We start from the raw sequence: 14,305 nt of genomic DNA on the forward strand, positions 1-14,305 counted from the left end.
GCTCACGCCGGTGTCAGCCCACACCGGCGTGAGCCCACCGCACCACCGAGGAGGAAGCATGGCGCAGCGCGCCGCGGGTTCGGCCACCCTGGCCGACGTCGCCCGCGAGGCCGGAGTGTCGCTCGCGACGGCGTCGAGGGCGCTCAACGGCGGGACCAGACAGGTCAGCGTGACACTGCGCGAATCGGTGCTTCGGGCCGCGGAACGGCTGCAGTACACGGCGAACGTGCCCGCGCAGGCGATGGCCCGCGGCCGCGGCAACGTCGTCGGGCTGCTGGTGCACGACATCGTCGACCCGTATTTCTCCTCGATCGCGTCCGGCGTCATGCGCGTGGCGGCCCGGCACGGGCTCACGGTGACCATCGCGAGCACCGAGAACCATCCGGAGAAGGAACTCGAGTACGTGACCACGTTGCGCGGGCAACGGGCGCGAGCGGTCATCCTCGCCGGGTCGCGTAACGAAGACAGTGCCCTGCAACGGAATCTGACCAAGGAACTCAAGGCGTTCGAGGCCGCCGACGGTCAGGTCGTGGTGATCGGGCAGCGGAAACTGCCGTTCGACACCGTCATGCTGGAGAACCGGGCCGGAGCGGCGGATCTGGCGGAGAACCTCGCCGCGCTCGGGCATCGGGACTTCCTCGTGCTCGCCGGGCCGCCCGGTCTGCTGACGTCGCGGGATCGTGTCCTCGGCTTCCGTGACGGACTCGCCCGGCACGATATCCCGCTGCCCGAGAACCACGTGCTGCGCGCGGAATTCACCCGCGACGGCGGCTACGCGGCGATGGTGCGGGCGATCGAGAACGGTTTCCGCGGCTGTGTGTTCGCGGTCAACGACGTGATGGCCGTCGGCGCGATGGCCGCCTGCCGCGACCACGGGTTGCTGGTCCCCGCGCAGATCGCGATCGCCGGGTTCGACGACATCATCACCTTGCGGGACATCAGGCCTTCGCTGTCCACCGTGCGCGTGCCGATCGAGCGTATGGGCGAACAGGCACTCGATTTCATCCTCGACGCCCGCGCGGCCGTTCCCCGGGTCAAGCCGATCACCGGTGAGGTCGTGCTGCGCGAAAGTACTCGACCGTTGGAGGGAAAATGATCCGCCCGGGACTGTGTTCGGTGACGCTGCGGCGGCTGGACGCCGACGAAGTCGCCAGCCGCGCCGGAAAGGCGGGCCTGCAAGTGATCGAGTGGGGCGCCGACGTCCATGTGCGCCCCGGCGACGACTGGGCGGCCGAGCGCGCGTTCGAGGCCATGACACGGCACGGGCTGACCTGCGACTCCTACGGTTCGTACTTCCGCGCCACCCCGGTGGAGGCCGGGAAGTTCGGCGACATCGCCGCCACCGCGGTGCGGCTCGGCGCCTCGCGGATCCGGGTGTGGGCGGGCAAGGCGGGCTCGGCGGACGTCGACCCCGACGAACGTGAACAGGTCGTCGCCGGTCTCCGCGAGGCCGCCGATATCGCGAACGAGCACGGTCTGGAGGTCGCGCTGGAATTCCACGGCGGGACGCTGACCGACACCGCGGAATCGACCGTCCGGCTGCTCGAAGAGGTCGGCCGCGACAATCTCGGCACCTACTGGCAACCGCCCCAGGACCTGCCGGACGACCAGGCGCTCGCCGGGCTGGAACTGGTGCTCGACCACGTGCGCGCGGTGCACGTCTTCTCGTGGTGGCCCAGCAACGAGCGGCATCCGCTGACCTTCCGGACGGACCTGTGGACGCGGGCGTTCGGCCTGCTCGCGAAGACCGGGCGGCCGCTCGACGCGCTGCTGGAGTTCGTCCCGGACAACGATCCGGACCTGATCCCCGGCGAGGCCGACTCGCTGCGGAAGCTGATCGAGGCGGGCGCGTGAGGTTCACCGAAGCCGACAGGCTGCTCTTCGCCGGCGACTCCATCACCGACTCCAGCCGCGACCGTACCGATCCCGCGTCGCTGGGCAAGGGTTACGTCCGGCAGATCGCGGATCTTCTCGGTGACGGGCCGGAGGTGCTCAACCGGGGCCTCAACGGCAACCGGATCTACGACCTCGAAGCCCGGTGGGCCACCGACGTCCTCGCGGCACGCCCCACGGTGCTGACGGTGAAGATCGGCATCAACGACACCTGGCGGACCTTCGATCGCGGCCTGTCGAGCCCGATCGCGAAGTTCCGTGCCGCCTACTCCCGGCTGCTGGCCGGTGCGCGGGAGCACCTCCCCGCCGAGTTGTACGTGATCACGCCGTTCCTGCTGCCGGTGGAGCCGGAACAACAAGAATGGCTCGGCGATCTGGCGCCCCGCGTCGAAGCGGCGATCGACGTGGCGACCGAGTTCGGCGCTCGGCTGGTGCGCGCGGACCTGTTCATGCCGCGCGCGGCGGCCGAGCACGGGGCGGCGACGCTGGCCCCGGACGGCGTCCACCCCAGCCCGCTGGGTCACCGGCTGCTCGCCGAAGCCTGGCTCGCCGCCGCCGGTGCGCCGGTCGAGGAGGCCACGCTCCCGTAGCGGATACAGTTGCCCCGTGAACCGGAACGCCATCATCGCCGGTCGTTACCGGCTGGAGCACAAGGTCGGCCGGGGCGCGATGGGCGTGGTGTGGCAGGCGCGGGACGAGCGGCTCGACCGCACGGTCGCGGTCAAACAGCTGCTGCCGGACAACTCGCCGGGTGACGCGCCGTTCCGGTCGATCGTGCGCGCGATGCGGGAGGCCCGGGTCGCCGCGCGGCTCAAGCATCCGCACGCCGTCACCGTCTACGACGTCGTCGAACAGCACGGAACCCCGTACCTGATCATGGAGTTCCTGTCGTCACGGCCGCTGACGGAGCTCCTCGCCGACGACGGCCCGCTCCCCGCCGGCCGTGTCGCGGAGCTCGGCGCGCAGATCGCCTCCGCGCTGGCCGCCGCCCACGAGGACTGCATCCTGCACCGGGACGTCACGCCCAACAACATCCTGATCACCGAGGACGGGCAAGCGAAGATCGCCGACTTCGGCCTGTCCCACGTCACCGGCGAAGGGACGATGACCGGCGACGGTCTCGTGGTCGGCACACCGGCGTACCTCTCCCCCGAGGTCGCCGACGGCGAGGAACCCGGCTACCCGTCGGACGTGTTCTCGCTCGGCTCCACGCTCTACACCGTGCTGGAGGGCGCTCCGCCGTTCGGCACCGACGGCAATCAGATCGCGCTTCTCAAACGGGTCGCCCGCGGCGAGATCATCGCGCCGCGGTCCACCGGCCCGCTCACGGACGTCCTGCTGCGGTTGCTCCGGCGCGATCCGCGGGAACGGCCGGACATGGCCGAGGCCGAGCGGATGCTCGCCGCCGTCGCCGACGGTCGCCCAGCGATCCTGTCCGGCACGAAACGGCTTCCCGCGCCCACCCGCCGTTCGCGGTTGCCGTTCGCCATCGCGGGCGGCGTGGTCGTGGCGGGTGGTGTCCTGGCGGGGATCCTGCTGTCCGACGGCGACCCGCCCGGCGCCGCCGCTCCGGTCGCGGCGCCGTTGCCTTCGGCCGCGAAACCGGTGTGCGAAGCGCGGTACGAGGTCGCCAACCGCTGGCCCGGCGGCTCGGAGATCCGTGTATCCGTGCGGAACGCCCAGGACACCCGGCTCACCGGCTGGGAGGTCAGCTGGACGCTGCCTCCCGGCACCCGCATCGCCAATCTGTGGAACGGTTCCCTGACACAGGACGGCGACCGCGTGCGGGTGTCCGAAGTGGACTGGAACGCGGTCCTTCCTGTTGGCGGGACGACCACCTTCGGGTTCATCGCGACCACCGAGGACGACGGCGGGGCCGCGCCGGTCGCGACGTGCCGGAGTTCCTGAGCCGGGCTGAAGGGGACTTTCCCCGCATCTCACGCGGTGAAGGGCGCTTTCGTCGCGTCGCATGCGGTGAAAGCGCCCTTCAGCTAGCGAGCGGTCGATTCCCGCGGGTTCAGCCGCACCGGAACCTCGATCCGGTGCGGCTGCTCCCCCGCCACACCTTCGACGAGATCCATCAACGCCGTGGCCGCTCGGCCTCCCACATCGCGGGGATGCACGAACATCCCGGTCACCTGCGGCGAAACGAGCCGGAGCGAACCGCTGTCCACCGCGCTGCAGATCCCGAGCACGCCGGGCACCTCGAGCCGTCGGCGGCGTGCCTCGTGGAGGACGCCGAGGGCGAGGTTCTCCGATGTCGTGAAGACGGCGTCCGGGCACACCTGCCGATCGAGCAGCCTGCCCAGCGCCGCCGCCGTGCCTTCGGTGGTGGGCGGCTCGTCGATCTCGACCACCACCGGCTCCAAGCCCCGGTCTTCCATCCAGCCGCTGTACCCCGCGACCAGATCGGCCGCGTACGAGCGGGCGGTGTCGGTGGTGATCATCGACGGCCGCTCGTAACCGTTGTCCGCCAAGTGATCCAGCATCAGCCGGGCGGCCGCGACCAGATCGTTGTCGACGACGACCGGCACCGGGCACGGCGCCGCCATCGGACGTCCGACGGTCACCAGCGGCCGGTCCTGGCACCAGCCGCTCGCGAAGAATGGCTCGTCTCCGCGGGGATCCACCAGGATCGCGCCGTCGACGGCGAAGGCGTTCAGCCGGTCGAGGTCGGCGTCCATCGGGGTGAGGAGCAGGGCGTACGAACGTTTCGACGCGGCCTCGGCCGCGCCGTTGAGGACTTCGAGGAAGTAATCCGAATTGGGCACGAGCGCGCAGGCACTGCTCGCGTCGACCGAGTTCGCGAGCTGGATCGCCAAGGTACGGCTGCGCCGGGTGACCAGCTGCTGCGCGTGCACACTGGCCTGGTAACCGAGTTCGGCCGCCGCCCTCGCGACGCGCTGCCGGGTCTCCTCGGAGATCCGGCCTTGCCCGCTGAGCACATGGGAAACAGTGGTGATCGAAACCCCCGCGGCGGCGGCGACGTCACGGATGGTCGGCGACACTCAGGCCTCCACGGGCGGTCCCCAAACGCGGTTCGGCCGGTCGGTGTCCAGCCGATAGTCGGTGACATGGGCGTCGCCCAGCCTACGGCCGAGGTCCGCCGCCGCCTCCAGCGGCCGCGCGGGATCGCACTCCACCTCGCCCCGGCTGTTGCCGACGCCGACCACGATCCCGGCGAGATCCTGACGCAGATACCGCGTGAGTTCCTGGAACTGGGCCTCCAGGCCGAGTGTCGCGCCGCGGTAGCTCTCCTCACACGAGATCAGCACCGCGGCGCGTTTGCGCATCAGCCCCGGCACGACCTCCGAGGTGTGCGGCGAACTGCCGGAGGTGTAACAGAAAAGCCGGTCGAAGAAGGACTTGAGGCGCCCGGTCATGCCGTACCAGTGCAGCGGCGTCGCGTAGACGATCGCGTCCGCCGGGAGCACGTGGTCGAACAGCAGGCGTTCGTAGCCGTCCCCGATTCCGCAGGACCGGTCGCTCAACCGGCATTCGCGGCAGTCGCCCAGCGGCGACTCGACGAAATCGGAGAGGCGGACGAAGCCCACCGTGTGCCCGGCTTCTTGCGCTCCCTTGGCCAGCGCCTGCGCGAGCGCCCAGGAGTTGCCTTCACGGCGCGGGCTCGAATCGAGCACCAAGACCTTCATGCGGTTCTCCCCCGGAGAGACTGCCAAAACGTTTTAGCAGTCTCTCCGGGGAGGGTTTCCCCTGTCAAGCGACCTTGGCCGCCGCCGCGAGAACGACCTCCGCGACGACGTCCGGCCGCGAGACCGAGACAGCGTGCGAAGCATCGACCCTGGTGACGTCCGAACCGGCACGCTCGGCCATGAACACCTGCGCGGCGGCGGGGATCGCGTGGTCCTGCTCAGCGACCAGCGCCCACGACGGCAGGTTCTTCCACGCCGGCTCGCCGTCGAACGGCGTGGCGAGCGCGCGCTCGGTGACCGGACGCTGGGTGACCGCCATGACGTCGGCGGTCTCCGCGGGGACGTCGGCCGCGAACACGTCCGAGAAGTTCTCGGGCTTGATCGACAGCTCACCCTGAGGGGCCAGGACGTTCGTGGTGTCCGGGCCGAGCTTGCCGCCTTCGAACCGGCCGGACAGCTCGAACACACTCTCCCCCGACTCCGGCTGGAAAGCGGCGATGTAGACGAGCGCCTTGACGTTCGGCGCGGTGGTGGCCGCGCGGCTGATCACCACGCCGCCGTAGGAATGCCCGGCCAGCACCACGGGGCCATCCACGCCGTTGACGACGTCGGCGACGTAGTCCGCGTCGGACTCGATCCCCCGCAGCGGGTTCGCAGCGGCGAGCACGCGATAGCCCTGCTCACGCAGCTTCGGCACGACGCCGTTCCAGCTGGACGAGTCGGCGAAAGCGCCGTGGACCAGGACGATGGTGGGCTTCTGGGTGCTCATGGTGGCTCCTTCAGACTTAGGGAGAACGATCGGTCTTTCTCCATGAACAATGCTCGCCGCAGAGGTCTTCCGCAACGTGACGAAGCCGACCTGGTGGAATGACCGTTCTTTCTCTAAGGTTGGGGAATGCCGACTGTCGACCGGGACGTCCACCCGAAGATCCGACTGCTCGAAACAGCGTCACGGCTCTTCTACGCCGAGGGCATCCATGCCGTCGGCGTCGAGCGCCTGGTCTCCGAAGCGGCCGTGACCAGGGCGACGTTCTACCGTCACTACCCCACCAAGGACGACCTCGTCGCCGCCTACCTGAGCACCACGAGCGAGCGGATCCGCGCGGGCGTCGACGCGGTGACGCAAGGGAAACCCGCCCGCGAAGCACTGCTCGCCACACTGGGCATCATCGGCGACCGGACACTCGACGACGACTTCCGCGGCTGCCAGTTCCTCAACGCGGCGGCCGAATACCCCGATCCCGCACACCAAGTACGCCAGGTCATCGACGACCACCGGGACTGGTTCTTCGGCGTGCTTCGCGACTTGGCGCGCGACGCGGGCCATGCCGACCCCAAGCACGCCGCCCGCACCCTCGTCCTTCTCCGCGACGGCGCGCTTCACGGCGGGAACCTCGACGACGCCGAGACCGTGCGCGCCACTTTGCACCGAGCCGTGGCCGAACTCGTCCCCTGAGCTTCATCGCGTCTTCTCGACGGTCGTAACAAGTGCTACCTTCGCGGAAGGGGGCACGGCCGGACCGAGGAGCGGCGACGATGAGGCTTTCTCCCAGCGCGCACGTCGACCCGTTCTGCCGCGACCGGCTGCCGCCCGCCGATCAGTGGCCTGAGTTCGTGTTCGACCTGCCGGAACTCCGATATCCCGACAGGCTGAACGCCGCGACCGCACTGCTCGACGACACCGCCGCGCGACTCGGCCACGACAGGCCGTGCCTGCTCTCCCCCGCCGAAACGTGGACATACGGCGAAGTCCTGGCCCGTGCGAACCGCGTCGCCCACGTCCTGGTCACCGATTTCGGCGTGGTACCAGGCGATCGCGTGCTGTTGCGGGGCACCAACACACCTTGGCTCGCAACGGCATGGCTGGCCGTGCTCAAAGCGGGCGCGGTGGCCGTCACGACCATGCCGATGCTGCGGCGCGCCGAACTCGACAAGATCGTCGCCCGCGCGAAGCCCGCGGTCGCGATCTGCGACGAACGACTGCTGGACGAACTCCCGCCCGATCTCCCCGTCGTGTCTTACGGAACCGACCTCGCCGCACGCGCGGACCGGCATCCAGCGACGTTCGCCGACATCCCGACCGCGGCCGACGACGTCGCCCTGCTGGCCTTCACCTCCGGCACGACGGGATCCCCGAAGGCGACCATGCATTTCCATCGCGACCTGCTCGCGATCGCCGACACGTTCTCCCGTTACGTCGTGCGCCCGACGTCCGACGACCTCTTCTGCGGTACGCCGCCCCTGGCGTTCACCTTCGGCCTCGGCGGCCTGCTGGTGTTCCCCTTGCGCGCGGGTGCTGCGACGCTGCTCGTCGAGCGCGCCACTCCGGAGGAACTCGCCGCCATCGTCGCCGAAAAGAGCGTCACCGTCCTCTTCACCGCTCCGACCGCGTACCGGGCGATCCTGAACGCCGGCGACGGACGACTATTGGCCGGAGTACGCCGGGCCGTCTCGGCGGGCGAGTCGCTTCCCGCCCCCGTGGCCGAGCAGTACCGGGAGACCGTCGGACGGCCGCTCATCGACGGGCTCGGCAGCACCGAAATGCTGCACGTGTTCATCTCCGCCGCCGACGGCGACGCGCGTCCCGGCGCCACCGGCAAGGTCGTGCCCGGCTATCAGGCGGCCGTCCTCGATGTCGACGGTTCGCCGGTTCCCGACGGCACTCCCGGTTTCCTGGCGGTGCGAGGGCCCACCGGTTGCCGCTACCTCGAAGACCCGCGCCAGCGGGATTACGTCCGCGGCGGCTGGAACTTCACCGGCGACACCTATGTCCGCGACGCCGACGGCTACTTCCGATTCGTCGCGCGCAGCGACGACATGATCATCTCGTCGGGGTACAACATCGCCGCTCCCGAGGTCGAAGAGGTCCTGCTCACCCATCCGGACGTGGACGAATGCGCCGTGATCGGCACACCGGATCCCGATCGCGGCTCGGTCGTGACGGCGTTCGTCGTTCCCCGGCCCGGGATCGAGCCGGGCGCGGATCTGGTGCGGGCGCTACAGGAACACGCCAAGACGACCGCGGCGCCGTACAAGTACCCGCGGCGCGTGCGGTTCATCGAGGCGTTGCCGCGCAATGCGAGCGGGAAGCTGCAGCGATATCTGTTACGGGAATTGTGAGTTCTGCCGGCGCCGTCCCCGGCCTTCAGCGAATCCCGCGTCGCCGATTCGCCGCGACCAGCGCGACAATACTCAGCGAGGCCGTCGCCAAAAGATAGTAACCAGGCGAAACAGGTGATCCGGTGGCCGCGATCATCGCGGTCGCGATGGTCGGCGTGAACCCACCGAAGATCCCGACAGTGGCGTTGTAGGCGAACGAAAGTCCTGTCGCCCTGGTGTGCGCCGGGAACACGTCCGCCATCACCGACGGCAGCGCGCCGAAGTAGGTGGCCTTCAGCAGCCCCAGGATCGTCATCGTGATCGTGAGGGTCAGGAACGACGGCGAGGTGGTGACCCACAGGTACAGCGGCACCACGCCGGCCCCGATCACCGCCGCGGCGCCGATCATGATCCTGATGCGGCCGTGCCGGTCGGTGAGCAGCCCGACGATCGGTGTCACGACGGTCAGGATGGCGGCGGTGATCATCAGCGCGACGAACGAAAGCGAGTCGTCCAGGCCGAGGTTCTTGATCGCGAACGTCGGCAGCGACTGAAGGATGAAGTTCAGCGAGGTCGAGACGACCAGCGCTCCCCCGGCGATCAGCAGGCCGCCCCATTGGAAGCGGAACAGCGTCCGGACCGGCGTGGACTTCGGCTGATCCTCTTTCGTGGCCTCGGGTTCGTCGACGTGGCGCCGGATGTAGTAGCCGATCGGGCCGACGAGCAGCCCGAAGACGAACGGGATCCGCCAGCCCCAGGACGTCATCGCGTCGGCGCTGAGCGAAGCGGTCAGCCCGGCGGCGAACCCGGCGGACATCAATGTCGCGAAACCCTGGCTGGCGAACTGGAAACTCCCGAGGAAGCCTTTGCGGCGATCGTCCTGTTCGATCAGGAACGACGTGGCCGCCCCGAATTCCCCGCCCGCGGCGAAGCCCTGGATCAGCCTCGCGACGATCACGCCGACCGGCGCGAGGAAACCGATCGTCGCGTAGCTCGGCATCACCGCCAGCAGGAAAGTCCCGGCGACCATCAGCCAGATGGTCAGCACCAGCGCCTTCTTGCGGCCGAACCGGTCGGCGTAGGCGCCGAGCACGAGACCGCCGAGCGGACGCACGAGGAACGTGATGCCGAAGACCGCGTACGCCTGCACGAGCTGGACGGCGGCGTTCCCGCCGGGGAAGAAGGTCTTGCCGATGTAGGCCGCCATGAGCGCGTACACGCCGAGGTCGAACCATTCGAGCGCGTTGCCGATGGTCGCGGCGGCGATCGCGCGCCGCGTGGACGACGGCGTGCGCGGCCTCGCCACCGTCCGCTCGCTCATCATGCCTCCCCGCCGCGCCGTCCGAGCGCGTGGAACAGTGCCGCGGCGAGGACGATTCCCTCGCGGGCGATCGGCGCGAGCAGGTGTTCGTCGGGCGCGTGTTGCAGGCATCCGGGATAGGAGTGCGGCAGCCACAGCGTCGGGAGGCCGAGGAGGTCGGTGAACACATGGTTCGGCAGTCCCCCGCCGAAGCTCGGCAGGATCGCCACGCGCCGATCGGAAACGTCGTCGAGGACGCTCTTCGCCCAGCCGACCCACGGGTCGTCGACCGGGGTGCGGCTGGCACGGAAACTACCCTCGGCGGTGACGCCGACCATGGAGAACCCCCGCGCGGCAAGATGTTTCGTGATCGCCTCGCCTACTCCGTCGACATCGGTGCCCGCGACGTAGCGGAGTTGCAGCATCGCCCGTGCGCGGCCGGGGATCGCGTTGACCGGCCGGTCGATGTCCGCGGCGCCGAGCGAGAGGACTTCGAGGGTGTTCCAGCCGTACAGCCGCTCCGCCGCGGTCAGCCCGGTGTCGCCCCAGCCCGCGTCCAGCGCCGGATCGCCCGGCTTGTTCCCGATCTCGAGTTCGGCGAGCGCCGCGCGGACGCTGTCCGGGAGTTCGGGCGGCAGAAGCTCCGGCACCTGGACGCGGCCGTGCCCGTCGACGAGGCAGGCGATCGCCCCGGCGAGGGTGGTGGCGGGGTTGCGCAGTACGCCACCCCAGTTCCCCGAGTGGTAGGCGTCGGGGCGGAGGTCGACGTCGAGGGCGATCCGGACACTGCCTCGCGCGCCGAGGAACAGCGTCGGCGTCGCCGCGTCCAGGCGCGGGCCGTCGGACGCGATGAGGACGTCGGCGCTCAGTGCCTCCCGGTGCGCCGAGACGAACTCGTCCAGCCCCGGCGAGCCGATCTCCTCCCCGGTCTCGAACAGGAACTTGAGGTTGAACCCGAGCGAACCCGTCTCGGCGAGGAGAAGCCTGAGCGCGGTCAGATTGACCAGGTGCTGCCCCTTGTTGTCCGCCGAACCGCGGCCGTACCAACGTTCACCGTCGGCGGTCAGCGTCCACGGGTCCCGGCCGTCGCTCCACCGGCCTTCGTGCCCGTCGACGACGTCCGCATGGCCGTAGCACAGGAGGGTCGGCAGCTCGGGCGACTCGATCCGGGTGCCGATCAGGAACGGGCCGCCGCCGGGCTCCGGATTGGGATGGATCGCCACGGAACAGCCGAGCGCGGTGAGCGCCGGGGCGAGCGCCTCGTCCAGGTATGCCTTGATGGCAACGCGACCGCTCGGATGATCACTCACGGTCGGATACCGGACGAGCTCGGCGAGTTCGGCGAAGAACGCTCCCGAGTCGACGTGCTCGTGGGCCTTCGCGACCAGTTCCGCAGGGATCACCGTGTTGTCTCCCGATTCGCTCGTCCAGTGTCGCAGAGGAGCGTAATTCGGTTTGCGGATCCGGACCATTGCCGTTTACCGTGCTCCGCGTTCTCATTGCGGCAAACCTGCGGAGACCTGATGCGACTACTGCCGATCGCGTTGACGTACTTCCTCGAAGTCGCCCGCACCGGCTCGGTGTCCGAGGCGGCGACGGAACTGACGGTGGCGCCCTCGGCGATCAGCCGCCAGATCGCCAAACTCGAAGCTGGTCTCGGCGTGCCGTTGTTCGTCCGGCATCCGCGCGGCATGGTGCCGACCGAGGCCGGGACCCGGCTGCTCGACCACGTCCGGCGCAGCGAGGCCGAATCGGCCGTGCTCGTCGACGAACTCCGCACCGGCCGCGGCTTGCAGGCCCGGTCCCTGACGGTCGCCTGTTCCGAGGGGTTCGCCCGCCGCGTGGTCCCGCAGGCGATCGCAGCCTTCCGGCGCGAGCACGACGTCACGTTCCACATCGACGTCGTCACCAGGGAAGAAGCGACTCGGCGGGTGCTCGAAGGCGCGGCGGACGTCGCCGTCACGTTCGCGACCGGACCGCAGCACGGGGTACGGGTCGAAAGCGCGGTCGTCGTCCCGGTGTACGCGATCGTCCCGCTCGATCATCCGCTGACCAGCCGCGACTCCGTCGATCTCGCCGAACTGTGCCGTCATCCGCTCGCGCTCCCGGCGCCCGGACAGAGTCTGCGCGACCTGTTCGACATCGCCGCCAGGGTCGAGAACCTCGCCACCCATCCGGTGCTGGAGTGCGACGAACTGAGCCCGAAGTACGAATTCGTCCGCTGCGGCGGCGGGATCGCGCTCGTCGGCGGGCTGGGTGACATCGAGCAGGACGCGGCCACCGAAGGCGTCGCCTACGTGCTGCTCGACAACGCCGTGTTCCGCAAACGCGAAGCCCAGGTGCAGACCATGGCGGGACGGACCTTGTCCTTGGCGGCCTTGCGGTTCACCGCGCTGCTGACCTCGTTCGTCCGCCCGCCGGTCAGCCGATCAGCACCCCTGGATTGAGGATCCCGGCCGGGTCGAGCGCGGACTTGGCGGCGGCGAGCGCGGTGGCGAACGGGTCTGGACGCTGCCGGTCGTACCAGGGCCGGTGATCCCGGCCGACGGCGTGGTGATGGGTGATCGTGCCGCCGTGGCCCGCGATCGCCTCGGAGACCGCGGCCTTGATCTCGTCCCACTGGGCGACCGTGCTCCCCCAGCGCCCGGCGGCGTAGATCCCGTAGTAGGGCGCGGGGCCGTCGGGGTACACGTGGCTGAAGCGGCACGTGACGACACCGGCGCCGCCGCACACTTCGTCGATCGCGGTGCGCGCCGCCGAGGTGATCGCGTCGTGGAACTCCGGGAAACCGTCCCAGGTGCACGCGGTCTCGAACGTCTCCACGATCAGCGAGCGGCGGGCGAGCGCGTCGCGTTGATAGGGCATCCGCAGGAACGACGACCGCCACGTCGAAGCGCTGTCCTGACCGGCGGAATCCTTGCTGCGCCTCGCTTTCACGACACCGCCGTGGCCCGCGGCCACTTCGAGCGCGCGGTCGAGCCAGGTGTCGACCGGGTGATCGGCGGATTCGAACGCGACCAGCAGGAGCCCTCCGCCCACACTCGCGCCCGCGTTGATGAACGCCTCCGCCGGGTCGAGGAGGCGGCAGTTCGACGGATGGAGCCCGGACTGCGCGATCGCGCGAGTGGCGGCGACCGCCTCCTCCTGCCGTTCGAAGGCGACGGACGCGGTCACCTGCCACACCGGCCGGTCCTGCAGGCGCATCCAGGCTTCGGTGATCACACCGAGCGTGCCCTCGGAGCCGAGGAACATCCGGTCCGGCGAGGGACCGGCGCCCGAGCCCGGCAGGCGTCGCGATTCACTGATCCCGGCGGGCGTGACGACGCGCAGCGCTTCGGTGAGATCGTCGATATGCGTGGCGAGCGTGGCGAAATGCCCGCCCGCGCGGGTGGCGAGCCAGCCGCCGAGCGTCGAATGGGCGAACGACTGCGGGAAATGCCGCAGGGTCAGCCCCAGCGGACGAAGACGGTCTTCCAGCGCCGGCCCGAAGACCCCGGCCTGGATCCGCGCCGCGCGGCTGACCGTGTCCACTTCGAGCACTTCGCCGAGGCCGGCCAGGTCCATCGAGATCGCCGGGCCGTCGAACCGGGGTTCGACCCCGCCGACCACGGAACTGCCACCACCGTAGGGAATCAGCGGAATACCGGAAGCGGCGCACCAGTCGAGGAGGTCGACGACGTCCTGTTCCGTACGCGGGCGGGCGACCAGATCCGGGACATGATCGACCTGCCCGAGCAGATTGCGGACGACGTCGCGGAACGCCTTGCCGCGGGCGTGGGACAACCGGTCGGCCGGTATGTCACTGCACAACGCGGCGAGCGTCGCGGGCGGGCGGATCCGCGATGCCGGGACGCCGAGCTCCGCCGGGTCGGGCGGGGCGTGGTCGGTGAAGTCGTGGCCGGGCAGCACACCCGCGGTGCGGGCGACCAGCGCGTCGGACTCCTCTCGGGACAGTTCGCCGTCGAGGGTGCCCCAGCCCCACCAAGACCGCTCTTCGGTCGGCATCGGCGCCTCCGTTCGATCTGACTCACCAGTAAGTTACTCATCAGTCAGTTACCGTGTCAACGCGTGGAGCCCCGCGGCGAAGGGGACTTTCCTCGCATCGGACGCGACGAAGGTCCCCTTCATCCCACCCGGCACACCCAAAGCCTCCTGACACACAGGACAGCTCTCCCGCCCAGGACCGATTCGAGGCCTTCGACGCTTTACAACGTTGTATCAACGATGTAAAAACATCCTGACGGCCAGCCGTGGCCCGGCTCACACCGGTTCCCCCGGCCACGGGGTCGTGGTTTCACGCCTGCACAGGTCCAGTGGGAGGCGCACCTCCGCCGAGGCGGCCGCCCCCGGAGAAGGGTGT

13 protein-coding genes are annotated in these 14,305 nt (G+C 69.7%); 7 read left to right on the top strand and 6 right to left on the bottom strand.

Annotated features, from left to right (window positions below):
* The first annotated feature begins 58 nt into the window (after positions 1-58).
* Genes DMH01_RS19565 through DMH01_RS19580 form a run of 4 tightly spaced genes read left to right on the top strand, consistent with a single transcriptional unit; the run spans position 59 to position 3,801 of the window.
* Positions 59-1,096 carry a LacI family DNA-binding transcriptional regulator gene (locus DMH01_RS19565; protein ID WP_125678648.1) on the top strand — a complete coding sequence of 346 codons (1,038 nt, stop codon included), beginning with the start codon at positions 59-61 and terminating at the stop codon, positions 1,094-1,096.
* A complete protein-coding gene (locus tag DMH01_RS19570; protein WP_199745541.1) occupies positions 1,093-1,854 on the top strand; it encodes a sugar phosphate isomerase/epimerase in 762 nt (253 codons plus the stop codon). Before DMH01_RS19565 ends, DMH01_RS19570 begins: the two co-directional genes overlap by 4 nt.
* Positions 1,851-2,483, top strand: a complete 633-nt coding sequence (locus DMH01_RS19575; protein ID WP_125678649.1) for a GDSL-type esterase/lipase family protein — start codon at positions 1,851-1,853, stop codon at positions 2,481-2,483. The genes DMH01_RS19570 and DMH01_RS19575 overlap by 4 nt, the downstream gene beginning before the upstream one ends.
* Before the next feature lie 16 nt (positions 2,484-2,499).
* Entirely contained in the window at positions 2,500-3,801 is a 1,302-nt protein-coding gene (locus DMH01_RS19580; RefSeq protein WP_125678650.1) for a serine/threonine-protein kinase, read from the top strand.
* An 83-nt stretch (positions 3,802-3,884) separates the two neighbouring features.
* Here the strand turns inward: DMH01_RS19580 and DMH01_RS19585 are convergent, their stop codons facing one another.
* The 3 genes from DMH01_RS19585 to DMH01_RS19595 form a co-directional block, all read right to left on the bottom strand.
* Positions 3,885-4,901, bottom strand: coding sequence for a LacI family DNA-binding transcriptional regulator (locus DMH01_RS19585; protein WP_125678651.1), 1,017 nt, complete (start codon positions 4,899-4,901; stop codon positions 3,885-3,887).
* On the bottom strand, positions 4,902-5,546 hold the full coding sequence (locus DMH01_RS19590) for a flavodoxin family protein (RefSeq protein WP_125678652.1): 645 nt from the start codon (positions 5,544-5,546) through the stop codon (positions 4,902-4,904).
* A 64-nt stretch (positions 5,547-5,610) separates the two neighbouring features.
* Complete coding sequence (locus DMH01_RS19595; RefSeq protein ID WP_125678653.1) at positions 5,611-6,315, bottom strand: alpha/beta fold hydrolase; 705 nt, start codon at positions 6,313-6,315, stop codon at positions 5,611-5,613.
* A 126-nt stretch (positions 6,316-6,441) separates the two neighbouring features.
* Here DMH01_RS19595 and DMH01_RS19600 point away from each other — a divergent pair, with 126 nt between their 5' ends.
* Positions 6,442-7,002, top strand: a complete 561-nt coding sequence (locus DMH01_RS19600) for a TetR/AcrR family transcriptional regulator (RefSeq protein WP_125678654.1) — start codon at positions 6,442-6,444, stop codon at positions 7,000-7,002.
* Positions 7,003-7,082: 80 nt separating this feature from the next.
* Positions 7,083-8,666 (top strand): AMP-binding protein, encoded by a 1,584-nt coding sequence (locus DMH01_RS19605; RefSeq protein WP_125678655.1) that lies wholly within the window; start codon positions 7,083-7,085, stop codon positions 8,664-8,666.
* A gap of 25 nt (positions 8,667-8,691) precedes the next feature.
* Here DMH01_RS19605 and DMH01_RS19610 read toward each other — a convergent pair whose 3' ends face one another.
* Entirely contained in the window at positions 8,692-9,966 is a 1,275-nt protein-coding gene (locus tag DMH01_RS19610; RefSeq protein ID WP_233621597.1) for an MFS transporter, read from the bottom strand.
* Positions 9,966-11,348, bottom strand: coding sequence for a M20 family metallopeptidase (locus DMH01_RS19615; protein ID WP_199745542.1), 1,383 nt, complete (start codon positions 11,346-11,348; stop codon positions 9,966-9,968). Before DMH01_RS19615 ends, DMH01_RS19610 begins: the two co-directional genes overlap by 1 nt.
* A 120-nt stretch (positions 11,349-11,468) precedes the next feature.
* Between DMH01_RS19615 and DMH01_RS19620 the strand changes: the two genes are divergently transcribed.
* Positions 11,469-12,392 (top strand): LysR family transcriptional regulator, encoded by a 924-nt coding sequence (locus DMH01_RS19620; protein ID WP_125678657.1) that lies wholly within the window; start codon positions 11,469-11,471, stop codon positions 12,390-12,392.
* Here DMH01_RS19620 and DMH01_RS19625 read toward each other — a convergent pair.
* On the bottom strand, positions 12,367-13,950 hold the full coding sequence (locus DMH01_RS19625) for an FAD-binding oxidoreductase (RefSeq protein ID WP_125678658.1): 1,584 nt from the start codon (positions 13,948-13,950) through the stop codon (positions 12,367-12,369). The two genes, DMH01_RS19620 and DMH01_RS19625, sit on opposite strands and share 26 nt — an antisense overlap.
* Positions 13,951-14,305: the final 355 nt, after the last annotated feature.

It is taken from the genome of Amycolatopsis sp. WAC 04182 (genome assembly GCF_003947465.1).
Taxonomy (GTDB): Bacteria; Actinomycetota; Actinomycetes; order Mycobacteriales; family Pseudonocardiaceae; genus Amycolatopsis.